Source organism: Chryseobacterium camelliae (assembly GCF_002770595.1).
In the GTDB taxonomy this organism is placed as follows: domain Bacteria; phylum Bacteroidota; class Bacteroidia; order Flavobacteriales; family Weeksellaceae; genus Chryseobacterium; species Chryseobacterium camelliae.
Map to the genome: position 1 here is coordinate 2610648 of NZ_CP022986.1, position 23977 is coordinate 2634624.

A 23977-nucleotide genomic window follows, 5' to 3' on the forward strand; every position below is an offset into this window, starting at 1 on the left:
GGTATTGCAAATGTAATTTTTTATTGTGAACACCCATGATTTATTTTTCCCATACCACTGCGTCACCGATGATAAAGGTGTAAAACAGCCTGTCTGTATGGTCCCAAAAAAGGCCCATCAGTCAAGATGAGCCTCAAGTCAAATAAAAAAATTGAATTGTATTGAAAAAATGACCTTATTTATAGAATAACCGGCTAGTAGATCTGTGCCGGATTATTTCTTAATTATTTTTTCGGAAATTGTTTTTCCGTTTTGCAGCTGTACGTGTAAGATGTATACGCCATCTGGCACTCCTAGTATATTGATTTTATTTGCGGAAAACCGAACCGGTAGTTTCTGGCCTGTTACGGCGGTTAAAAAAACTTCTCCTATAGATGAATCTGTTTTAACAAATACAATATCACGGGTCGGATTCGGGTAGATGGCCATGGTATTCAGCCTGATATCTGATGTGCTCAATCCGGTTACCTCTTTGATGCACCTTACGGATGCTCCCTGTCCTCTTGGTGCTCCTGATGAAGCATTAGCATTAGCCGTACCGATGTACAGATATTTCCCTCCTGAATTAGCTGTATCGGAGCTCCAGAAGTATCCTCGCTGACCTACAAAAGTAAACCCTCCGTTGGTATTGCTCCTGTATCCGCCTGCAGGCAGTTTCAGATTGCTCGCATATGCCGATGCCGGACTATTAACGGTTTCTGTCCCGATAAGGTTGGTCCAGTCTGCCTGTGACGGCATTTTCCATCCCGGACCGATTGCCTTACAGGGATCTGCACCGTTGGCAGAAGTTATTGAAGCGGCGTTCGATGCCGACCACTGATCCGAAGAACCGTTTCCGGACCACCAGGACGCAGTACTGCTGCCCAGGATAAATGAACTGCTTGTTCCAAGGCCGTCGGGAGAATTGGGTGATGGTGCAGCAGCCGTTGCTGAATTCCTCAGCTGATGGCCGTCATCCCATCTTCCCCATTGAAAGAGGTCTCCATATGCATCAGCGTCTGAAACAGCACCTGCGACCTTTGTACTTCCCAGATTTTGCTGCAGCCAGATCTTTCCGTCCGCACCTCTTACGGTAGCATAAGTTACATTCTGGCCCCTGTAGGTGAAACTGACGCAGCCTGTACTTCCCGGTGCTGTTGCCGGATCTGTGTTATTACAAATTTTCGACTGGATCCCGTTTCCTGCCTGCTGAGCAGAAAGAGAGCCACTAATCAATGCAGCCAGCCATAATGATGTTTTTATTTTTCTCCCAAAGCATATATCTCCTGCCATATCCTGATTGTATTTATTATTATTAAAATTGAACTCAAAAGCAGTATGGTTGTAGAAGCGTTTCTTCATCCTCTTCCAATTTTCTGTTATCTGCTTTACTAAAAACACTTTTCAATGCCTGACCCCCGACTAATTCTTCATGATCTTCTCGGAAATCTTCTGCCTGTTCTTCAATGTTATTTCTATGATGTATACTCCTCTCGGTAAAGATGTCAGCTCAATATGCTGTTGTCCGAAATTTACATTCATCACTTGTCCCGAAACGGTATAAACACGTACTTTTTCAACAGCAGAGTCTGCTTTAATGTTAAGGATTCCGCTGGTCGGGTTAGGATAAATACCGATGGATGCCTTTCTGATATCCGTGGTTCCCAGTCCTGAGGCTTCCGTTTTGATGCACCGTACAGACTGTCCGCCATCCCTGCCCCCTGAATTGGTAAGGCTGGAAAACTGACTGATGTATAAGTGTTCACCGGAGCCGGTATATGCAGATGGTGTAGAGGTCCAGAGATATAAGCGGGTACCCGGAGAGAAAATTCCGTTATAATCTTTCATTCCGGCCGGAACGAGTTTAAGATTACTGGAAAGTGCTGAATTCAGTTCTGTGATATTTTCAGCAGCTATTGCCGCTTCCACCTCAGTTTTGGCAGGCATTCTCCAACCGGTCCCAATGGCTTTGCATGGATCTGCACCATTCACGGCACTCACCTGGGAAACATTGGGAGCATCCCATTTATCTGTGGACACGCCATCGGCCCACCAGTTTGAAGATGAATTATAGGCGGCTGAGTAAAAAGAGGTGCTCCCTCCATTCAATCCGCCGGGATTGTTCTGAGCCGGTGAGACAGCGTTCAGCACAGAATTCCTCAGCTGGTGCCCATCATCCCATCTTCCCCATTGAAAGAGGTCTCCATATGCATCCGCATCTGAAAGAGAACTGGCTACTTTCGTGCTTCCTAAATTTTGCTGTAGCCAGATCTTTCCGTCTGCACCTCTTACGGTGGTGTAGGTTACATTCTGGCCTCTGTAGGTGAAATTGACGCAGCCTGTACTTCCGGTGCCAGTTCCTGGGTCGGTATTGTTACAAACCAGCCCTGCACTGCCCTGAGAGATTTTTTTTACTCTGACACCGCCTTGGGAATAAATCAGGACCAGGTTATTATGAACATTATCAAATGCAAGGTCGTTAAAAGTAGCTTGCCCGTCTGAGATAAAATCTCCGCCCAACGGAGCCCAGGTCAGTGTGGACAAATCAAATTTATATACGGTATTCCTCGAATAATTATCATTCTCCCAACGGCTGGCTACCACGTACGGCTGTCCTGAAGCACTAACGGCAACCGCTATATGCTGAACTCTCCCATCTGAGAAATTAGGAGCTCCCAATTGTACCCAGGATGTCCCGTTGAATTTCTTCACATTCAGTTTCCGGCCGTTTGCGGAACTGGAAACATACGCTACATACAGGTTGTTCGCTGCATCAATCGCAATATCCGAATTATATTGTTCTGAAGATGATGAGGCACCCACAATGCTTCCGCCAACCAGGCTCCAGTTATCTGATGCGCCGGCTGTAGCGGAATTTTCATATACCTGTACTCCGCCCGAAACATTACAGGTATACACTTTATTGTTTGATCCGATAACCATTTCTGCGTAGGATGCTCCGGAGGAAAACCCTGAGTTGCCTACCTGCTCCCAGGCTCCGTTAACGAAACGCTTTACAGTTCCTGAATTCTCTCCCGAAAAAGTAAACAGAACGCCGGAAGGGGCTACCGCTGAAGCATGGTAATTGAGGGAAACACTGGCTGCATCCGGCAGCTGGTTCCAGGATGAGCCGCTGAATTTACGCACTTCCATGCCTGTCCCGGGCCATCCTATCTGGTTGGTGTAATACACATTTCCTGAATGATCTGCTGATAATGAATTAAATGTGGCTATTCCTGATGTAATGCCTGCAGATCCTCCCACATATGACCATGATGTGCCGTCAAATTTCTGTACAGAACCTTTTCCGGCTGAAACATCATAATAAGAAATATAGTAATTCCCTACATAATCAATAACAAGGTTGGTATAACTGCTTCCTCCGGCTGAAACCGGCTGTGTATTTCCTACATTTTCCCACTGCTGTGCGTGTAGATTGCCGTTGGCAAATAGTACACAGCTCATGGCAGCAATGCTATTGAACAGGACACGAGATAAAACTTTGAACATAATCAACTATTATTTTTATTTATTCTAAATTATATTTATTTTTGTGCAAAATTAATCTTCCATGATCCTTCTGAGTTATCATTTGCAAACTATCAGTTATCTTACATGAGCATCCCATATCTACATAATGTAATGCTTATGAAAAAGTTATCTGAAAAAAAGATGCTGTTCTGTTCTGAAGATATCAGAATACAATGGTATAGTGACCGGTCTGCAAATTGCTATCTCAAATCCGATACCCTGGAAAGCAGGCCAGGTTTTACACTTTTATTCGTACTGAGTGATGCGGTTCACCTTGAAGCCCCAGACTGCGGCACGTCTTTCCGGTTTACAAAAAATCAATATATTCTTCATTGCCTGGAAAGAGAAGGCAAAGCAGAAGTCTGGACAGAAAATCAAACAACCCTGGAATACCTCCAGATTGATATTGATTACCAGTATATGCTTCAGCTGATCCGGCCCGCACCGGATGGCGAAAGTGCAGAGCTGCTGGAACAACTGATCAAGAACAGGTTCATTTTCCTGCAACCGCACACGCCACCATTTACTACGGTCGAAATGCACATGATCATGAAAGAGATTTCAGGATATTCCAGACAAGGAGTATTGCAGAAACTGTTTATTGAAGCCAAAGTGATTAAGCTGCTTATGCTTATTTTTGAGCAATTCAGTGAAAAAGACCATACGGATCAACCTTCCGAGACACCGGAAACCGTAAAGAAATATATTGATGAGCATTACCACACCCATTTGAGAACGGAGGATATCGCACGGCTGATCGGCATCAACCAGAATACGATAAGAAAGGAGTTCAAATCAAGGTACCATATGACGGTAAGCGATTATATTGCAGAACTGAGGATGCTGAAAGCTAAAAAAATGATCATCGACAGGAAGGTGATGATTAAGGAGATTGCTATTGAATGCGGATATGAATATGTACAGAATTTCACCCGTGCCTTCAAGAAAAAGTTCGGTATCTCACCGGAAAAGCTGAGGAATGAATAACAAAAAACCACTCAGCATACTGAATGGTTTATATATGTTGTTTTGCTTTGATATTGCCTTTTCAGAATTCAGGTGAAAAAGCAATGACAATATCAATTAATGATGATGTCCGTGGTCATGGATGAAAGGCCCGTTACCTTTAGGTTCATTAAAGATCACCTCAGTACCTTCCTGCTCGTAGATTTTCTTTCTTCTGATATCTTCCGGATCAAAAGGCTTTACCTTCCCGAAATATTCTTTCAGACCTTCAGTCAGCCATAATGGAATAACGAAACCGAAGAACATAAAGATACACCAGAACCCTACCAGGAACATGATGATGAAGAAAACAGTCCAAAGGAACTGATAAAACGGCCAAAATGCTGACAAAATCGTGATCATTATCTTATAGATTTTAGGCAAAAATAGAACATTTTTCCTTTTTACACAAAAGATGCATGCCCTATTTTTTAATTTATTTTGATTTTAAATTGATTCTGAGCCACTTTTTTACTTTTTAACGGCATTCAGGACTTTCTTTGCCATGTCTTTCACGACCTGCTTCGGGGAATGGCAGTCGCCATTGCTGAACCCGATCACACAGATATCCTGGAACGGAATGTATACCGCCATAGACTTGAATCCGAAAACACTTCCGCCGTGTTCCCTGGTCGGAATACCATTGATATCTTTCAGGTGCCATCCGTAACCGTAGGTCAATTTTTCTACGTTTTTGAGTGAATAAGGCGTTAAAGCTTTTCTGGTGTGTTCAGCATCAAGGACCAGACCGGCATTCAATGCATGCTGCCAGCGCACCATGTCTTATACAGTTGAGATATCAGCGAGCCTGATGCGATTTCATTCTGATAAAATCCTTAGTACCTGAAGTGTTGGTCAAAAGAGGGCTGAAACACAAAGAGAATCAGCAGAAAAGAAAGTACAATATTCTCCATCGATGCATAATTTGTACTGCAAAGACATCTTTTAATAAGACGCCTTGCAATACAAAGCAGCGTTTATTCTACAGTATCTTTTCTAATGCGCAAGATTAGCAAAGAAATCATTGCCTTTATCATCGGTGATGATAAACGCCGGGAAATCCTTCACTTCGATCTTCCGTACTGCTTCCATCCCCAGTTCTGGGAAATCTACCACCTCAACGGAAAGGATATTATCTTTTGCCAGGATGGCAGCCGGTCCGCCAATCGAGCCAAGATAAAATCCTCCATATTTCCCGCAGGCATTGGTCACATCCTTACTCCTGTTTCCTTTCGCAAGCATGATCATGCTTCCGCCATGACTCTGGAATTCATCCACATACACATCCATCCTTCCTGCCGTAGTAGGTCCAAAGCTTCCTGAAGCCATTCCTTCCGGAGTTTTTGCAGGTCCCGCATAGTAAATCGGGTGGTTTTTAAAATACTCAGGCATCGGCTGTCCGCTGTCTATAATCTCCTTGATTTTTGCATGGGCGATATCTCTTGCCACAATAAGAGTCCCGTTAAGTTTCAGCCTGGTTTTGATAGGGTATTTTGACAGCTCAGCCAGAATTTCCGGAATCGGTTGATTAAGATTGATTTCTACCGCCTCCTCAAGGTGCGGCGGTGTTTCAGGTAAAAATCGCTTAGGATCCTGCTCAAGCTGCTCCAGGAAGATCCCTTCCGAAGTAATTTTCCCTTTGATATTACGGTCTGCAGAACAGGAAACGCCCATTCCTACCGGACAGGATGCTGCATGGCGCGGAAGCCTGATCACCCGTACATCATGGGTCAGGTATTTGCCTCCAAACTGGGCTCCGATAAAACTTTCCTGACAGATCTTCTGCACCCTCGCTTCCCATTCCAGGTCCCTGAATGCCTGTCCGGCTTCATTGCCTTCTGTAGGAAGGTGGTCATAATATTTTGCAGAAGCTTTTTTCACGGCAGCCAGGTTGGCCTCTGCAGAAGTACCTCCGATTACCAGGGCTAAATGGTACGGCGGACAGGCCGCGGTCCCTAAATCGGATATTCTTTCCTTAATGAATTCTTTCAGTGACTTTTCATTCAGCAGAGACTTCGTTTTCTGGTACAGGAATGTTTTATTGGCAGAACCTCCGCCTTTTGTCAGGAACAGGAATTCGTAGGAGTTTCCCTTCTTAGCGTAGATATCGATCTGCGCAGGAAGGTTGGACCCTGAATTTTTTTCATCAAACATGGTTAGAGGAACCACCTGTGAATACCTCAGGTTCCTTTTCTGGTACGTATTGTAAATTCCTTTGCTCAGGTATTCGCCGTCATCCGCTCCGGTATATACGTTTTCTCCTTTCTTCCCCATTACGATGGCTGTTCCGGTATCCTGGCAGGAAGGAAGGGCGCCTTCTGCTGCCACAGCTGCGTTCTGTAAAAGGTTATAGGCTACAAACCTGTCGTTATCGGTTGCTTCAGGATCATCGATGATCCTTCTGAGACTGGCAAGATGGGAAGACCGGAGCATGAAGGAAACGTCTGCCATAGCTTCTTCAGCCAACAGTTCCAGTCCTTTGGGATCGATGGTTAGGATTTCCCTGTTGCCCAGTTGTTCAACCTTAACATAGTCTGAAGTAAGCTTTTTGTATACCGTATCATCTTTCTGAATCGGATACGGATCCTGATATCTGAATTCCATTGAATTTTGTTTGGCTGCAAAAATAAAACATCCTCTAAAAACATGAGGAAAATCACTCTGCCTGATTGATATTTATAATGATTATAAATTGTGAGGTTTTTCAGTAATGAGTATTTTTATAAACTACAAATCGGAAATTCCAATCATATGAATTACAGAATAGAAAAAGACACGATGGGAGAAGTGCAGGTCCCTGCAGACAAATTCTGGGGAGCCCAGACGGAACGCTCCAGGAATAACTTCAAAATCGGGCCGGAAGGATCAATGCCCCATGAAATTATAGAAGCCTTTGCTTACCTGAAAAAAGCAGCCGCTTTTGCCAATACCGACCTTGGAGTACTTCCGGCAGAGAAAAGGGATATGATCGCCAAAGTTTGCGATGAGATCCTGGAAGGGAAACTGAACGACCAGTTCCCGCTGGTGATCTGGCAGACCGGATCCGGAACACAATCCAACATGAACGTGAATGAAGTGATTTCCAACCGTGCCCATGTCAACAACGGTGGGACCCTGGGAGAAAAATCTGACGTCCACCCAAATGACGATGTCAACAAATCACAGTCTTCCAACGACACCTATCCTACCGCCATGCATATTGCAGCCTACAAAAAGGTGATGGAAACAACCATTCCTGCCGTTGAAAAGCTCAGAGATACCTTAGCTGAAAAATCGGAAGCCTTCAGAAATATTGTCAAAATCGGAAGGACGCACTTAATGGATGCCACGCCGCTTACCCTGGGACAGGAGTTTTCCGGATATGTAGCCCAACTGAATTTCGGAATCAGGGCATTAAAAAATACTTTACCGCATCTTTCCGAACTGGCCCTAGGCGGTACTGCTGTAGGAACCGGACTGAATACGCCTCAGGGCTATGATGTAAAAGTCGCCGAATATATTGCAGAATTCACACAGCATTCTTTCATCACGGCTGAAAATAAATTTGAAGCCCTTGCTGCCCATGATGCCATTGTGGAATCGCACGGTGCCCTGAAACAGCTGGCCGTTTCATTATTCAAAATTGCACAGGATATCAGGTTGCTGGCTTCAGGACCGAGATCAGGGATCGGGGAAATCCATATTCCTGAAAACGAGCCGGGATCTTCCATTATGCCGGGTAAAGTAAACCCGACCCAGAATGAGGCCATGACCATGGTTTGCGCACAGATTCTGGGGAATGATACCAGCATTTCCTTTGCCGGAACACAGGGGAATTATGAGCTGAACGTATTCAAGCCTGTCATGGCCTACAACTTCCTGCAATCGGCACAGCTGATCGCTGATGCATGCATCTCATTCAATGACCACTGTGCTGTAGGGATCGAGCCTAACGAAGCAAGAATCAAAGAATTGGTTGATAAATCATTGATGCTGGTCACTGCCCTGAATACGCATATCGGTTATGAAAATGCCGCTAAGATTGCTAAAACGGCCCATAAGAACGGGACGACGTTAAAAGAAGAAGCCGTTAACCTCGGACTGCTGACGGCCGAACAGTTTGACGAATGGGTAAAGCCAGAAGATATGGTAGGAAGCATGAAATAAACCATAAAACACTCCGGAAATGATCTTCCGGAGTGTTTCGTTATATATATGTTAGAGAATATGGCGTCGGATGATAACCCTCTGCTGTATGGCTACCGGATGATCAGGAAAATTATAACCCGATTCCTATCCCGAATATAAGAGCCTTATCGTTTTCGAAATAACCATCCTTGAAGAAATTGCTGAAATCTTTCTTCACGAAGATGCTGAAATCTTCATACGATAATGTCAGCTGTGCCCCATATACGAATGGGTTAACCTGATAGTTCCCCCGGCTTCTCAGTTCTCCGATATCACTTTTGACAATGTTATTGCTGGACATCTTTATGCCTCCGTAAACATTTGCTGTAACCCGGAATCCTTCGGCATAGGGCCTATACTGGACATCCATTCCGGCATTCTTCAGTTTGGAGAAATTATACTGGAACCCCAGCGGGATCATAATGTAGCCTGTTCTCAGCTTACTCTTATCTAGGCTGCCGTCATGCTTGGTCAGGAAAACGTCAGCATTGCTGTTTTTGGCAAAAAGCATATTATTGTCCAACCGAATGGTTCTCCAGGAAAAATCCAGACCTGTTACCAATCCCCAGGCGCTGGTCCTGCCGAACTGGTAATTAAGTCTAACGCCTAGCTCCAGGTCTCTGCCGTGTTTCATATTCTTGTCCAGGTCATTATCAGGGCGGTTATTGGTAAAGGTCATCATCCCTGTAGTGAAGTATGGTGATATTTCTTTGGTAGGACGGAACTTTTTCAGCAGTTGCGCCTTCATTTCCTCATTGGAAGCAACATCGGAATTCAGGAGTGAGAACCTTACCTGTTTCTGGATGACTTGATCAAGGTCAAATCCAAGGTCGTGAATCCTCTGGTCAATCTTCTCGGAATACCGGTCGGCAACTTTCGTTTTTTCCTCATCGAATTCAGCTTTCCCGAGTCCTTTTTCCTGGAGCCTGATTAATTCGGCTTCCATTAATTTTTTTTCTTCCTGGATGATGTCGTTGATTTTCACGGCATAGTCCTCCATCTTTTCTTTGACAATGGGGCTCACCTCCGTATCTTCCTTAGGCTGCAGGCTGAATTTCAGGGCTCTCTGGCCATATGCTGAAGCTGTTGCAAGACATATCATTCCTGTAATGATAAATTTCCTGATCATTATTATATTTTTTTTGTTTAAGACTGAATTATCTGGCATTAAGGTCAAGCTTTGCTACTTTGCTGACCCCTTTTGTCTTTTCTATAGCGTCTTTATGCTCTACGGAGAAAAGAAGCGTACCCGCATCGGTATACCGTTTCTTATAAACGGGCACTTTAGACGAATCTGCTGCGGCAAAGGCTTTCGAAGCCGGTATGTCAACAGCATATACTTTACTTTCTATTTTTTCTTCAGGCACGAAATGTATTGCGGTTAACGGCATAGGCTCCTTTTGAGATATGGCCTCTGTTCGGGAAGACTGCACTGCATGTTCTTCAGCGGATGTATGCTCAGCGATCCTCCGGCTGATTTCCCTGTTATGGTCAGGAATTACTGAACTTATGGGCGCTTCTTTGGGTCCTTTATCTGTATGAATGGTGTATACTTTTTCAACAGCCTGAACTTTCTGGCTATTATCATCCTTCATTAGGAACAATACGGTTCCCATAACTGCTATCAATATGGAACAGGCTGCGGCCAACATCCATTTTGTATTTCCCGATGACCGTTTAACCGGCTGATGTGTCTGGATTTCTGCCCACAAATCCCGGGAAGGGCTAATTTCCCTTTCATTGATCTGCTTCTTGATCTGTTGTTCGAAATTATGTTTAGACAAGTTCATTTTTCAGGATTTTTTTTTGTTGCTTAAAATAAATTTTTCTCATCTTTTCCTTGGCTCTGAAGAGTTGTGTTTTACTGGCCTCAACGGAAATGTTCAACGCAGAGGCTATTTCCTGATGTGAATATTCTTCAATGACATAGAGGTTGAAAACCATCCGGTACGGATCCGGCAGCTGGTCAAGAAGCTCCTGTGCATTGAAATCGGAAATCACCGCCTCCTCATAGATTTCCTCCAGAACAGAAGGATTCACCTCATCCAGATAGAATATGGTTTTATGGCTTTTGATGAAATTGAGGCATTCATTAACCACAATCCTTCTTGCCCATCCTTCCAGTGCCCCTTCGCTCCTGAAGCTTTCCACAGATTTGAACATCTTGCAAAAGGCTTTAATCACACAGTCTTCAGCCTGGTAAAGGTCGCTGATATAGCTCCTGGCTACGCTCAGAAATTTCCTTACATTCTGATCATAAAAAATTTTCTGTGCAGCCGGATCCTGTTTTTTCAGGCGGCTGAGCAAATCCTCTTTCTTATTTCCAGATAAAAACTTCATGGGAATCTTGTTTCTATAATAAAGACAACAAAAATGTACAATGGTTACAAAAAAATTCTTTTTTCCTGACAAATAAATATAAAATATTGGAAATAAACAATTTATCAAATAAAAAAACCTGCAGGATTCCGGGATCGTGCAGGGTGATGGTGTTAAGATATGATGAAAGTCTATTTCAGTTCTCCGGAAAGGTTAACCTGGTCTGCAAAATACTGCTCCAGTTCCTTCAGGGTTTCAGGATGCGTCTGGATATCTTTCACTAGCTGTCCTTTATTCACCACAACAATCCTATTGCAGACTTCCGTAGTATGGGAAAGGTCATGGCTTGATATCAGAAACGTAACCCCATCCTGCTTGGAAAGTTCCTTAACCAGGTTTTTAAGCTTGATCTGGGTGGAAGGGTCAAGATTCGCAAAAGGCTCATCAAGGATAATGATTTCAGGGTTTCCGATAATTGCCCCTACGATACCTACTTTTTTCTGGTTTCCCTTGGAAAGGTCACGGACGTACTTTCCTGAATTCAGGATCTCCCCGTTGAAAAGATCATGAAACTGCTTTAAAAATTCGTCTACGGATGCCTTATTCTGTCCTCTCAGCTCACCGATGAAATAAAAATATTCTTCCGGAGTCAGGTAACCGATCAGGAAAGAATCGTCAACGAATGCGGCCACTTTGCTCTTCCATGCTTCCGATTCATTGACCTTGATGTCATCAATGCTCACATACCCTGTTGTAGGCTGGATGAGATCCAGCATCAGGCTGAAAAGGGTGGTTTTCCCGGCACCGTTATTCCCTACGAGACCGAAGGTTTCTCCTTTAGGAATTTCCAGATGCTCAATATTAAGCACAGTAGCTTTCCCGTATGTCTTGGATAAATTATGGATTGTAATCATATTAACTTTTGTTTTTAAATGCGTCTAATGTGCTGTATTTCTCAACTTTATAATGGCGTACGATAATATTGAATATTTTCTCACGGAATAAAAACCCGATGAGCCCAAGGATGGCAATGCTTACAACGCCTGCCGTAATCCCGAAGAAATATTTGGTCAGTGCGAATACAGCCATCGGCAGCAGTAACTTTGGAATTAACAATAGCATCGTTTTCAGGTTGAAGCTGTTTTTCTGCCCGATCCTTTTCTCTTTGGAATTCAGGTCGATCTGTGTTTTATTGAAAGCTCCTGACCACAGGGTGAACTGTGAATTGACACCGATATTATATAGGCCGGCTGCAAAAAAGGTAATATAGGTCTCCCAGCCCCAATAGGCATAAAAGAGAGCAGCTACAACAGACGCTGCGGTCACGATGTTCATCAGCCACCATTTTGCTTTCAGGTATTCTTTATAAGGAACATTCTGGGTCATCATCAACGGATAATAAGAACTGTCGAAAGCAGGTACCCTCTGTCCGAACAGGAACTGGAATCCGCCGGTTACGAAAAGTCCCATAAACATCATCATCATCGGCGTGCGGTACACATCGGATGTAAACATCAGCAACCCGTAGAACAGGAACATAAAGCTGCCCAGGAGAATGCCTTTGGTCACTTTGTTCCGTTTCAGCATTTTGATATCGTTATTAATGAAGGTTCCTATAGCCCCATATTTATTTAGGAAAGCAATGTTTTCTGTTTTTCCCACTTCTTTTTTGGCTTCCAGGCCCTGGTCCAGATAGAATTCTTTATGGATGAACCTGTAGCAGACCCACCATAAGACCGCAAATATCACGATAGGAAATATCACGAGATAAGGCTGCTCATAAAAACTGTGGAAGAACTGCTCAGAATAGTCCAATACAGGCAGGATATCATAATAAGAGAGCCCGGCAACGATAAGGAACAGGATCCCGACTGCAATGGCAACAGTTTCTTTACCGTTGAACAGGATATTGATAAAAGTATTCAGGTAAAACAACAGGGATATCCCGACAAACCAGGTCATGATGCCTAATGCGCTGTACCCGTTGACCAAGGCAATAATGCAGAAGGTAACCAGGAAACAGGAATTGATCCAGCTGAACACGGAAAGGAAGGTTTTGGTGAGCATATAGTTAACCAGTGTACGCTTCGGAATGTTCAGAGTGAGAAAAGGCTTGATGTTCTGGGTAGGCATTTCCTGCCAGATATACTTCACAATCAGGTCCAGTGCCCAGGCAACAACCATAAACCGGGAAATGATTTTAACCGCATCGGCGTGCATCTGCTCCTCTACATAGAAGAAAGCGATAAAGGCACCTCCGATCAGGCATCCCATAAAGTAAAGTATCCCGAAAAACCTGAGGATCTTCATGGCAAGATTGACCCCGACGGAACTTCCTCGGAAAAAACTTTTGTACTCTAATTTAAGGAACTGTAAAAACATAAGCTACTTTTTCTGTATTAGTTAAAAAAGCAGGCAATATGTTACAGAATGAGATCAATAAGAATTAAATTCAGAGATTGTGGAGCGATAATCTCCTCAGGGTTAGCCGATCAGTTCCCTGGCCTGTGCGAGTGCAGCCTCTGTAATCCTGCTTCCGGATAAAAGCTGTGCAATTTCATTCAGCTTTTCATCCTCATCAAGCGGAACAATAGTAGACTGGGTTTTCCCTGAAACATCCTGCTTCACCACTTTATAGTTGTTGTTGCCTTTGGCAGCTACCTGTGCAAGGTGTGAAATAACGATCAGCTGCATATCGGCGGACATTTCACGCATCAGATTCCCGATCTCTTCGGCAACCTTTCCGGAGACTCCGGTATCAATTTCATCCAGGATCAATGTAGGAAGCTGGTCGCTTTCCGCAATAATCTTTTTCACGGCGAGCATCACCCGGGACCGTTCCCCACCTGAAATCGCAGTCTGGATCGGTTTTAAAGGGAATCCGGAATTGGCCTGGAACAGGAGCTGGATGTTTTCTTTACCGAACGCATTAAAGTCTTCCGCCGGTTTCAGCTCAATGTCCACTCTGGCCTTTTCAAGCCCCAGCTTTTTAAGCAGGCCTTCCGCTTTTTTAATGAAGACAGGAATGCTTTTCTTCCTGTTGTCTGAAAGTTTCTGAGCCAGCTTCTGAAGCTTCTGCTCCTTGCTTATGATGTTCTGCTCCACTTCCGTAATCAATGCCTCCAGTTCGGAAGCCCCTTTCTGCTCACCGGCCAGCTGGTCCCTGATATCTTTCAGCTCCTGGACGTCTGCTGCATTATGCTTGATAAAAAGGGTATTAAGCCTGTTATTCAGCTCTGAAAGCTGCACTAAGTTATCCGGATTGGCTTCGATATTTTCCGCTTCATCTTCCAGTTCTGAGATAATATCTTTTAATTCAACAAAAGAAGCTTCAAGCCGGCTGTCGAGTTCAGCGAAGCCGTTTGACACTTCGGAAATCCTGGAGAGCTTATTTTTAGCTTCATTGAAAAAAGACAGGATACCGATTTCTTCCTGATGGAACCTGGATAATACCTGCGCCAGGTTTTCGGAAATCATTTCCGCATTTTCCTGGATGGAAAGCTGATTCTGAAGGTCTTCATAATCTATGGCATCCAGCTGTACATCTTCCAGTTCGGAAAGCAGGAACTGTTTGTAATCACTTTCTTTGGTGTTTTCTGAAAGCTGGGTCTGGTACTTTTTGAGCTGGATTTTCAGGCTCTGGAAATCGGAATATTCATTTTGGTATTCCTCGATCCTGCTTTTATTATCAGACAGCCCGTCGATAATTTTAAACTGGTATTCCGAAGTAAAGAGATTGGAGGTCTCGAACTGGGAATGGATGTCGATCAGCTTTGACGACAGTTCCCTGAGAACATCCAAAGTAACCGGTACATCATTGATGAACGCTCTGGATTTCCCTGTCGGCGAAATTTCGCGGCGGATGATGGTCTGGAGGTCATAATCCAGGTCGTTTTCTATAAAAAATTTCTTGAACTGATTATCCAGGGAAAATTCAGTTTCCACAATGCTTTTCTCACCGGTATTGGCAATGGACTTTACATCTGCGCGCTCTCCTAAAATAAGCCGTAAAGCACCCAGTATAATGGATTTACCCGCTCCGGTTTCTCCGGTAATGACTTGTAAACCGTTGTGCAATGATACTTCAAGCGTATCAATAAGGGCAAAATTTTTAATGTAAATTCTCGAAAGCATGTGATCGTGGCAGATTACTTTAGGTACTGCAAATATAGAACTTTAGAATTCAGGATTCAACAAGAGGTGACACTGCTTTTGGAATTATTTCCATTTGTTCCATTTGTCATCCGTAAATTTCGGAGCAAACAGGATCATCAGCTGCTTCAGGTCATTGAGCACAATTCCGCCGTTGTTGCCGGAATTGAAGATATTGTAGATCTCGTCGCTTTTGGTGGTGATGAACAGGTTGAAGAAATAATTCTGCTGAAAGGAGTTTTCATACATCTTCAGTTGCATCAGGGCATCGAAAATAGCTCTTTTGGCACCGGTCTGGTCCTGGTTAAAGAGGTTATCCATGCCGCCTCTGTGGTAAGTGTAGAAGGATGACCGGAGCTGAGCCATATTCGGGTTAAGGATCTCACCGATCAGGATAGAACGGCTTCTCGGCTCATTGATCCGCTTCCAGCCGTCATAGGTATTCTGGGACTGACCGTTCTGAGCGATCTGCTGCGCTTTCTGGAACCACTGGGTGCCCGACATGGACTGAAAGCTGTCTGCATCATATCCCAGGATCAGATAAACATAAAAGCTGATCACGTCAATAAGGTTTTTCCCGGAAAACTGCCGTTCGTTGAAAATAAGGTTTTCATTTTCAACATAATCAAATGTAAACCGGGTGTCCTGCAGGTTGATGAGCGGAGACTCGTATGTGGTCCCGTATACAGGCCTCACTGCCTGAACGACGATGCTCGCGGTGAACCGGTTTCCTTCCCTGCTGGCGACTACAATGGCAAAGTTGGATTTTATTTTCTCAAAATTCTGAAGCTTTTTTCCTGTCCAGCTTGTATTGTTGATGAAATCCTTGAGGCTTTTCTCAAGTACCTTGAAGGCCTGCTGGTTACTTCCTGCCACTTGTTGCGAGTTCACCTGCACGGTGGCTAACAGTTCCTGTGAAAATGAAACGTTATATAAGAAAAGCAGTAAAAATAAGCTGATAAGTTTTTTCATTATTCCTTTAAAAGTTGAGAACGGAAAATTATTAAATTTATTTGAGAATCTCTGCTTCAATACAGTCGAGAATATCCCGGGCCACTTCATCTTTGGATTTCAGCGCGAATTCTTTTTCACCGGTAGGCGTGAAGATTTTTATCTTGTTGGTATCATTCCGGAAGCCGGCTCCCTCGTCCCGCAGGGAGTTCAGGACAATCATATCCAGGTTTTTCTTCTTCATTTTACCGCGGGCATTTTCTTCTTCATTCTCGGTTTCCAGGGCAAATCCTACCAGGAACTGATGTACCTTTCTCTCACCCATGGTTTTGAGGATATCCGGGTTCTTAACGAGTTCAATGGTTAAATTCCCGTCATTCTTTTTTATTTTTTCTTTCGCAACTTCCTTCGGGGCATAGTCTGCCACTGCAGCGCTGGCTATGCCGATATCCGTATGGTCATAAAATTCGAATACCTTAGCCATCATTTCTTTTGCTGAAGTCACCCTGTGCAGCTCAATGGACGGATGCTTTGCATCCAGGCCGGAAGGCCCGGAAACCAGGATGACCTTTGCACCTCTTTCTGCTGCTGCTTCAGCCAGGGAATACCCCATCTTTCCGGAAGAATGGTTCCCGATGAACCTTACCGGATCAATCGCCTCGTAAGTAGGGCCCGCTGTGATCAATACCGTTTTTCCCTGAAGGGTCTTCTTTTGGTTCGCCGAACTGAAAAACTGCTCTATAGTACGGGTTATTGTTGCCGGCTCCGCCATCCTTCCCTGGCCCACCAATCCGCTGGCCAGTTCACCGCTTTCAGCAGGAATGATGAGATTCCCGAAGTCTTCCGCCATTTCGAGGTTTTGTCTTGTGGAAGGATGCTGGTACATATCCAGGTCCATGGCAGGTGCAATAAATACCGGACATTTGGCAGACATATAGGTAGCAATGACCAGATTATCACAGATTCCGTGGGTCATCTTGGCCAGTGTTCCCGCTGTACAGGGCGCTACAATCATCACATCCGCCCACAGCGCCATTTCAACATGGCTGTTCCATGTTCCGTTATCACTGTAAAAATCTGAGTATACAGGATTTTTGGATAAGGTGGATATACTGAGCTTGGTTACGAAATGCTCAGCATCCGGGGTCATGATGGCCTGCACTTCCGCGCCTTGCTTAATGAAGTCGCGGATCAGGAAATGAATTTTATAGGCTGCAATTCCACCGGAGATTGCGATAAGAATTTTTTTTCCGGAAAGGCTGCTCATTCAGTTTGGTTTTAAGCGGTAAATTTACTTATTTATCTTTTATGGTAAACAGACAAAGGTCATAAAGAACAGATTCCTTATGACCTTCATATATAAAAACACAAATGATTATTTTCTATCGTCAGTTTTTCTGAAGTAGACATCTCCGTTCAGCCACTCTTCTACAGCAATAGAGGTAGGCTTAGGTAATTTTTCATAATGCTTGGAAATTTCGATCTGCTCTCTGTTTTCGAAAACCTCTTCCAGTGTAGAATTATGAACGGCAAATTCGTCAAGCTTATTGTGCAGTTCTGTACGGATCTCCGCATTGATCTGCTCTGCTCTTTTACCCATGATAACAATAGCCTCATAGATGGAACCTACTTTCTCTTCAATCTTATCTTTATCGTAAGTAATCGTATTGACTTCTGCTTTGGTATCTTTTACACTCATTTTGAGAATATTATTTTATTTTAAGATGGCAAATTTACAAATTATCTTTGAATTTTGAAAGTCGCTGCCGGCGGAGGGGTCTGGATGGCCGCACTATCCCTCTGGATCTGCATTGCTTTTTTCTCTGCATCTGCCTGATCTTTCATCTGCTGCTCCGCTTTTCCTTTGTCTGCAAGCCTATCTGCTTCTCTTTTCTGCTTGGCTGTAAGGGCCGCAATTCTGGCTTCAGTCTGTTTTTTCACGATGACGAAATCCTGTTTTTCTTTTTCCAGTTTCGCGTTCAGGTCCTGGGCAGTTTTGGCATATTCCGTATTAGGAAGTTCTTTTTCTACCTGTCTGGTAAAAGCAAGGGCACTTTCAATACGTTCATCTTTAAGGTCATAAACAGACTTTGTAGCCAGCTCAAACCTTGACTTCATGATGTAGTCATAGATTTTCGGGCGGAGCTTGGTACTCGGGAAATCATCCAGTACATTCTCAAACGCTACATTGGCAGCCTTGTATTCTGCCATTTTATAATACTGGCGTGCATTTTCATACGCTTTGAATTCCAGTTTATAGGCAAGCTCATCAATAAGCTGATTGATATTTTTAGACCTTTCGGAATTAGGATAGTTGTTCAGGAAGTCCTGCAGCTCGTTGATCGCAAGTTCCGTGCTGGACTGGTCCAGGTTATAATCCATTGAACCTTCGTAGTAGCAAAGGGCAGACATGTAGGCAGCCTCTTCTTTTCTGCTGTCTTGCGGGAAACTGATGGAAAAATTCTTGAACTGGCTTCCGGCCAACCGGTAGTTTTTATCGTAATAGTTGGCATACGCAGAATTGAAAACCACATTCGGTGCATCATCTGTACCTGCCACCAGGTTGGGAAGCCTGTCATATAGTGCCAGTGCATTTTTCCATTTCTTTTTGGCAAAATTCTCATTGGCTACTTTCAGGATGTAGTTTTTATCAGCACTCTTCATTGCTTTGTCCTGCTGGCTTATACATGATGAAACCACCGCAACAGCAAAAAGACCTAAAATATATTTTTTCATAAAAAGTTCAACAGTTTTCGGATTCTTCCGATCTATTAATTTGCAAAAATATAACTTTTTTGCCAATAGATTTTTTTTTATGATTATTTAACGTAAATTTAGTCTGCAGCGTATCCCAGAATGGCAAAAATACTGAGTAAGAGATTCATTCTTACCTTTTTTTCCGCTTCCTTGGCATAGGTTTCTTCATTTTTATTCGGCACATACATTTCATAGAAATTCCGGTTCCGGATAACAAATAACGTAGATCCGATAATGGTGGTAAGAACATCTTCCGGTTTTGGGGTAAAAGTAAAAACGCCGGAAGCCACTCCTTTTTTTATCACGTCATCCAGTTTTTTCACAAAGAGCTGGTAAAAATCCAGCAGCTCATTCTTCACACTGTCCGTATGGCGCAATTCCTGGGTCACAAAACCATGGAAATAGTTGTATTTAAACAGTTGCCCGACAATATATTTAATGATTTCCTTCATCTGCATTTCCGGTTTGCCATCCTTAATGGTATCTGCAAATTCCGAAAAGTTTTCCCGGGTCTTCAGTACCCTGTACTGATAGAGGTAGGACATCATTTTTTCCTTTGACCCGAAATAGTAGGAAATCATGGCGACATTAATGCCGGCTTTGGAACATATATCTCTAACGGACGTGCCTTCATACCCCTGCTTGGCAATAAGTTCCTCAGCAATATCCAGTATATAGATTTGTTTTTCAGTAAATTTTTTTCTCATATAGCGCAGTTTACGTAAAGTTATGAATTTTTTAACAGAAATAATAAACGTTCGTTTAGCAATTGCGATGAAATATCAATAATTTATTGGCTAATTTTGGAGATGGAATTTTTTGATTTTCACCATCATAACAAAGACCGCGCTTTCGGGATCTATAATTTGGACTCCTATGATCCCGTGCCTGATTTCCCATATTCTGCGGGAATCCATCCTAAAGATATTGTTGAGGACGGAATGGACATGCAGCTGAATCAGCTGAAAGAACTTGCCTCCCATAAACTTTGCGTGGCTATCGGGGAATGCGGCCTCGATGCTATGGTAGGAACAGAGCAGCATCTTCAGGAAGAAATTTTCCTGAAACAGGTCCTTCTTTCCAATGAAACCCGCAAGCCTCTGATCATCCACTGTGTACGGAAGTATTATGAGGTGATTTCTTTTAGGAAAAAAGCTGAGCAGGCGATGGTGATCCATGGTTTCAATAAAAAACAAGGCATTGCCGATGACCTGATCAGGAATAATTTTTACCTGAGTTTTGGAAAAGCGGTTTTGTATAATTTATCTTTGCAGGATACTTTGAAAACGGTTCCCATCAACAGGATTTTCCTGGAAACGGATGATGCGGATTTCAACATCGCGGAATTGTATCAGAAAACCGCAGCAATAAAGGGCATTCCGGTGGAGAAGCTCAGTGAACAGATTAGAGAAAATTTAGCACAGATACAAAATGGATAAATACTGGTTGGAAAGAACAGAGCTTCTGGTAAAAGAAGAAGGCCTGGAAAAACTGATAAAATCGAATATCCTGGTGGTTGGCCTGGGAGGTGTAGGTTCTTTTGCCGCAGAGTTCCTGGCCAGGGCCGGAGTAGGCAGCATGACGATTGTAGATGGTGATACGGTGGATATTACCAATATCAACAGGCAATTGCCGGCTTTGAGATCCACCGTCGGTAAACATAAGGTAGAAGTAGTTGCCGAAAGGCTTATGGATATCAATCCGGACCTTGCACTGACCAAAATCAATGAATTCCTGAATCCTGAAAGGATGGATGAAGTACTGGATTCCGCGCCTTTCGATTATGTCCTGGACTGTATCGACAGTGTAACGCCTAAGCTGTGCCTGATTATTGCAGCCAAGCGGAGAAGGATTAAAATCGTAAGTTCCATGGGTGCGGGAGGAAAAACAGACCCAAGCAAGGTAATGGTGAGGGATATCAGCAAAACTGAACACTGCCACCTGGCAAGGCAGGTAAGGAAAAGGCTGAAAAAAGAAAAGATCGACAAAGGGGTTCGATGCGTTTTTGCCAATGACATCCAGGATGAAGACAGCCTGAAAATGACAGACGGCACCAATTATAAGAGGTCGTTCTATGGCACGATAAGCTATATGCCGGCTATTTTCGGATTGTATGCCGCCTCGGAAGTGATCAACTACCTGCTGGATAAAAAATAATTTCAGGACCGGAATAAGTATGGCCCCCTACCCTTCCTGAACCGGTGAGCCAAATAAAGACTATCTTTACAGCCAGCAATGACGAATTTTACCTATCCCAGAGCCGAAAAACTTAAGAAAAATACTGAAATTTCCCTGCTTTTTGAAAAAGGCAGATGGAAAACGCATGGGAACCTGAGAATCATAGTCCTGAAAAATAAACCTTCTGCTCCCATAGAAGAGGGTAAATTTGCCGTATCGGTCTCCAAGAAATTTTTTAAGAAAGCGGTACACAGAAACAGGATCAAAAGGCTGTTGCGTGAATGTTACCGCTTGAACAAGGGTCTTTTCAGGGACGCTTTCGGAGAGCAGTCTATCGCCATGCTGTTCTGGGCATCGCCGGAACTGCCTGCACAATTCCGGGATGTTGAGGCACAGTTCATCAGCCTTTGCCGGTCGCAGAAGAAACCCTGATCCTCTGATCCACAAATAAAATTATGAACTTACATCTGCACATGCAGATTCAGTATAAACTAAAATATGGCGGCGGAAAAATTCCGCCGCCGTATTTTAGTTTATTATCTATATAAGAATAATGGCGATCAAATAATCATGATCAGCCTTTTGTCCGGAAATCTTTAATTTCTTTGATCCTGTTTTCAAAATGCTCTTTCTTATCAGGATATTTATTGATCAGGATTTCAAAGGCCTTGATGGCTTTTGTATAGAGCTTCTGCTCAAAATACAGGTTAGCCAGGGTCTCCGTCATCAAATGGGAAATATCATCGTTCTTTTCCCGGATCACGAAGCTGCTTTCTTCCTTCAGCTGGCTTATTCTCGGATTGTTCTCAATAAAAGCTTCAATGACTTTATTCTTGATTTCCGTTTTTTCCTTTTCAGGTTCCTGGGGCCTGTCTATTTTCAGCCAGCTTTGCCAGGTATTGATGAATCCCGGCACATTGCTGTCTGCCGGGTTCTGTACAGGTTTAGGAGATGCATCTGCAGGCTTTTCTCCGCGCTGCTCCTCTTTCTTACCCTGGTCAACGGTCCAGCTGGAAATATCAGAACTGAAGAATGAGACATTCATGACCGGAACCTGTTCATCATTTTCTTTAACTTCAGGTGCTTCAGGATCCTCTTTTAGAGGTTCATTATGGCTTTCCATGTCTTCTGAATGGTCTGCTTCCAGCGTTAATGGCATCTCTGGTGCAGGTGATACTCCCGATTTATCACGGCTTTCAGGCTCCGGAGCCGGTTCCTTTTGCTGTTGAGGAATTTCTGCTGCTTTACTGATCAGGGAATCCGGAATATGGGTTTCAAAGTTCATGGGTTTCCATGCCGCAGCCGGTTGTTCAGTTGGAGATTCTTCCACAGTTTCCTGAACCGCATTTTCTTCTTGGGCATCTTGCTGTTCTGCTCCGGAAAGTGATTGCTTTGTATGGACTTCTTTATTTTCTTCTTGAGATTGCCCAGTTATACCGGCAGTTTCGGGCATATGGAGAGGCTCGTGCTTTTCCTCTTCCGTATCTGCCACAACGAAGCTTTGCGTTTCTGCGAAACTGATTTCATGTGCGGAATCCTCATCCTCTTTTTCTGCCTGTATTTCCGGGGTGCTCCTGGAGGATTTCATTTTTTTCTCTACTTCTTCAATCAGGCGCCTCATTTCCTCTTCATGTTTGTTGACGGATGGCTGGGCAGGAACAGGTTCCGGCTGATCTTTATAAACAGCCTGGATCTGGACATCCGGCATGAAAGAATCCATTCCGTGAAAGCTTAGTTCGGCTTTGTCCTCAACCTTCTCTTCTGTCTTTTCAGAATCGATTTTATCCTCGCTGATCATTTTTTCATGCGTAAAATTCAATCCTTTTTCATCCGCTTTTGCCTCAACAGATGAAGCCTGCTCACCTGCATTATTTCCTTCAGCGCTGGTATCCGGCAAGAAAGCTTCTGTTTCCTTAAAGCTGACCTCTGAAGGATCGGTTATTGTTTCCTTGATAACCTCTTCCGGCTTTTCTTCCCGATTAATGACTGCATCTGAAGAAAATTCCGTCATTGCTTCAGCGGCCAAAGTTTCTTCGGGCTGTTCCTGATCATTATTTCCTTCTTCACTTTTGCTGGTGCTGGTTTCCGGCGAAGGTTCCGTTTCCTTAAAGCTGACCTCTGAAGGATCGGTTATTGTTTCCTTTATAACCTCTTCAGGTTTTTCTTCACGGTTAATGACTGCATCTGAAGAGAATTCTGTCACGCTTTCAGTGGCAACAGGTTCTTCAGGATTTTCCTGTTTCTCGGCTGCACTGTTTTCTTCCAGATTTGCCGGGTCAGTTGAAATCAACTCCTCAGCATCATGTATTAAAACAGATTGATCTTCCTGCCCGTTTGTTTCTTCTTCAATTCCTGAAGGTGCATGAGTATGTTCCGGTTGTTTAGGTTGGGGTTTCTGGGTGACGATAACTCCGGATTCCAGTGTAGATTCAAGGTCTATGACTTCATGGTCATGGTCATCCATGAAATTTTCTTCCCCTTCAAACAGGATCCTGTTGCGCTCCCCATTCGCATAAACATGCTTTATTTCCGGTTTTGGCGCAGGCTGGAGGTACGATGTTTCCTGATGGTTTTCAGCAGCGGCTGTATTTTCTTCCGTTTTCTCTTCCCTTTTTATCGGGAAGCTGCCTTTATTATATGAGTATTTAAAATTCTGCGGAGCCTCCGTTCTTTTCTCTTGTGCTGCGGGCTCTTTCTGCTTCTGCTGCATTTTCCCGTTGATCAGCTGATAAAGTATTTTCTTATCAGTAGTATAAGCGGCAGTGGTAGCCAGCTCTTTCTGGTAATTGTCTTTATCGTGCAGGTGAACGCCATACAGATGCAGTGCCCTGATATTCTGAACATAGGGAAAAGAATTGATTTCTTCTTTCAGAAGGGTTAAATCTTCCGGCTGAATATTTTTAGGCTCTTTTAATAATTCTAAAACTCTAGGATTCAT

The 23977-nt window shown here is 43.6% G+C and carries 22 protein-coding genes; 5 read left to right on the forward strand and 17 right to left on the reverse strand.

Annotated features, from left to right (window positions below):
- Nucleotides 1–213: 213 nt before the first annotated feature.
- Nucleotides 214–1341: a T9SS type A sorting domain-containing protein gene (locus CGB83_RS11985; protein WP_100075992.1), complete on the reverse strand. Its 1128-nt coding sequence runs from the start codon at nucleotides 1339–1341 to the stop codon at nucleotides 214–216.
- A gap of 60 nt (nucleotides 1342–1401) precedes the next feature.
- The gene (locus CGB83_RS11990) at nucleotides 1402–3489 is read right to left on the reverse strand and encodes a T9SS type A sorting domain-containing protein (protein WP_100075993.1); all 2088 of its coding nucleotides are present in this window, start codon (nucleotides 3487–3489) and stop codon (nucleotides 1402–1404) included.
- 138 nt (nucleotides 3490–3627) lie between these two features.
- Between CGB83_RS11990 and CGB83_RS11995 the strand changes: the two genes are divergently transcribed.
- Nucleotides 3628–4497: a helix-turn-helix transcriptional regulator gene (locus CGB83_RS11995; protein ID WP_157761413.1), complete on the forward strand. Its 870-nt coding sequence runs from the start codon at nucleotides 3628–3630 to the stop codon at nucleotides 4495–4497.
- 96 nt (nucleotides 4498–4593) lie between these two features.
- Here the strand turns inward: CGB83_RS11995 and CGB83_RS12000 are convergent, their stop codons facing one another.
- The 3 genes from CGB83_RS12000 to CGB83_RS12010 form a co-directional block, all read right to left on the reverse strand.
- Nucleotides 4594–4878, reverse strand: coding sequence for a hypothetical protein (locus CGB83_RS12000; RefSeq protein ID WP_172954698.1), 285 nt, complete (start codon nucleotides 4876–4878; stop codon nucleotides 4594–4596).
- 108 nt (nucleotides 4879–4986) lie between these two features.
- On the reverse strand, nucleotides 4987–5295 hold the full coding sequence (locus CGB83_RS12005; protein ID WP_100075995.1) for a serine hydrolase domain-containing protein: 309 nt from the start codon (nucleotides 5293–5295) through the stop codon (nucleotides 4987–4989).
- 216 nt (nucleotides 5296–5511) lie between these two features.
- Nucleotides 5512–7119 carry a fumarate hydratase gene (locus CGB83_RS12010; RefSeq protein WP_100075996.1) on the reverse strand — a complete coding sequence of 536 codons (1608 nt, stop codon included), beginning with the start codon at nucleotides 7117–7119 and terminating at the stop codon, nucleotides 5512–5514.
- Between the two features lie 147 nt (nucleotides 7120–7266).
- Between CGB83_RS12010 and fumC the strand changes: the two genes are divergently transcribed.
- A complete protein-coding gene (gene fumC, locus CGB83_RS12015; protein WP_100075997.1) occupies nucleotides 7267–8661 on the forward strand; it encodes a class II fumarate hydratase in 1395 nt (464 codons plus the stop codon).
- A 112-nt stretch (nucleotides 8662–8773) separates the two neighbouring features.
- Here the strand turns inward: fumC and CGB83_RS12020 are convergent, their stop codons facing one another.
- From CGB83_RS12020 to CGB83_RS12070, 11 genes are all read right to left on the reverse strand, one after another.
- On the reverse strand, nucleotides 8774–9811 hold the full coding sequence (locus tag CGB83_RS12020; RefSeq protein WP_100075998.1) for an outer membrane beta-barrel protein: 1038 nt from the start codon (nucleotides 9809–9811) through the stop codon (nucleotides 8774–8776).
- A gap of 28 nt (nucleotides 9812–9839) precedes the next feature.
- Entirely contained in the window at nucleotides 9840–10472 is a 633-nt protein-coding gene (locus CGB83_RS12025; RefSeq protein WP_100075999.1) for a hypothetical protein, read from the reverse strand.
- Nucleotides 10459–11022 carry an RNA polymerase sigma factor gene (locus CGB83_RS12030; RefSeq protein WP_100076000.1) on the reverse strand — a complete coding sequence of 188 codons (564 nt, stop codon included), beginning with the start codon at nucleotides 11020–11022 and terminating at the stop codon, nucleotides 10459–10461. Before CGB83_RS12030 ends, CGB83_RS12025 begins: the two co-directional genes overlap by 14 nt.
- A gap of 170 nt (nucleotides 11023–11192) precedes the next feature.
- The gene (locus CGB83_RS12035) at nucleotides 11193–11915 is read right to left on the reverse strand and encodes an ABC transporter ATP-binding protein (protein ID WP_100076001.1); all 723 of its coding nucleotides are present in this window, start codon (nucleotides 11913–11915) and stop codon (nucleotides 11193–11195) included.
- A gap of 1 nt (nucleotide 11916) precedes the next feature.
- Nucleotides 11917–13383: a DUF5687 family protein gene (locus CGB83_RS12040; protein ID WP_100076002.1), complete on the reverse strand. Its 1467-nt coding sequence runs from the start codon at nucleotides 13381–13383 to the stop codon at nucleotides 11917–11919.
- 102 nt (nucleotides 13384–13485) lie between these two features.
- On the reverse strand, nucleotides 13486–15135 hold the full coding sequence (locus tag CGB83_RS12045) for a DNA repair protein RecN (protein ID WP_100076003.1): 1650 nt from the start codon (nucleotides 15133–15135) through the stop codon (nucleotides 13486–13488).
- Nucleotides 15136–15219: 84 nt separating this feature from the next.
- Entirely contained in the window at nucleotides 15220–16125 is a 906-nt protein-coding gene (gene porD, locus CGB83_RS12050; RefSeq protein ID WP_100076004.1) for a type IX secretion system protein PorD, read from the reverse strand.
- 37 nt (nucleotides 16126–16162) lie between these two features.
- Nucleotides 16163–17371, reverse strand: coding sequence for a bifunctional phosphopantothenoylcysteine decarboxylase/phosphopantothenate--cysteine ligase CoaBC (gene coaBC / locus CGB83_RS12055; protein WP_100076005.1), 1209 nt, complete (start codon nucleotides 17369–17371; stop codon nucleotides 16163–16165).
- A gap of 108 nt (nucleotides 17372–17479) precedes the next feature.
- On the reverse strand, nucleotides 17480–17803 hold the full coding sequence (locus CGB83_RS12060; protein WP_100076006.1) for a DNA-directed RNA polymerase subunit omega: 324 nt from the start codon (nucleotides 17801–17803) through the stop codon (nucleotides 17480–17482).
- A 41-nt stretch (nucleotides 17804–17844) separates the two neighbouring features.
- Nucleotides 17845–18840, reverse strand: coding sequence for an outer membrane protein assembly factor BamD (locus CGB83_RS12065; RefSeq protein ID WP_100076007.1), 996 nt, complete (start codon nucleotides 18838–18840; stop codon nucleotides 17845–17847).
- Nucleotides 18841–18938: 98 nt separating this feature from the next.
- Nucleotides 18939–19568, reverse strand: a complete 630-nt coding sequence (locus tag CGB83_RS12070) for a TetR/AcrR family transcriptional regulator (RefSeq protein ID WP_100076008.1) — start codon at nucleotides 19566–19568, stop codon at nucleotides 18939–18941.
- Nucleotides 19569–19670: 102 nt separating this feature from the next.
- Between CGB83_RS12070 and CGB83_RS12075 the strand changes: the two genes are divergently transcribed.
- The 3 genes from CGB83_RS12075 to rnpA all read left to right on the forward strand — a co-directional run bounded on the left by CGB83_RS12075 (nucleotide 19671) and on the right by rnpA (nucleotide 21471).
- Nucleotides 19671–20300 carry a TatD family hydrolase gene (locus CGB83_RS12075; protein ID WP_100076009.1) on the forward strand — a complete coding sequence of 210 codons (630 nt, stop codon included), beginning with the start codon at nucleotides 19671–19673 and terminating at the stop codon, nucleotides 20298–20300.
- Nucleotides 20293–21018 carry a tRNA threonylcarbamoyladenosine dehydratase gene (locus CGB83_RS12080; RefSeq protein ID WP_100076010.1) on the forward strand — a complete coding sequence of 242 codons (726 nt, stop codon included), beginning with the start codon at nucleotides 20293–20295 and terminating at the stop codon, nucleotides 21016–21018. Before CGB83_RS12075 ends, CGB83_RS12080 begins: the two co-directional genes overlap by 8 nt.
- Before the next feature lie 78 nt (nucleotides 21019–21096).
- Complete coding sequence (gene rnpA / locus CGB83_RS12085) at nucleotides 21097–21471, forward strand: ribonuclease P protein component (RefSeq protein WP_100076011.1); 375 nt, start codon at nucleotides 21097–21099, stop codon at nucleotides 21469–21471.
- Between the two features lie 142 nt (nucleotides 21472–21613).
- Here the strand turns inward: rnpA and CGB83_RS12090 are convergent, their stop codons facing one another.
- Complete coding sequence (locus CGB83_RS12090; protein ID WP_100076012.1) at nucleotides 21614–23977, reverse strand: tetratricopeptide repeat protein; 2364 nt, start codon at nucleotides 23975–23977, stop codon at nucleotides 21614–21616.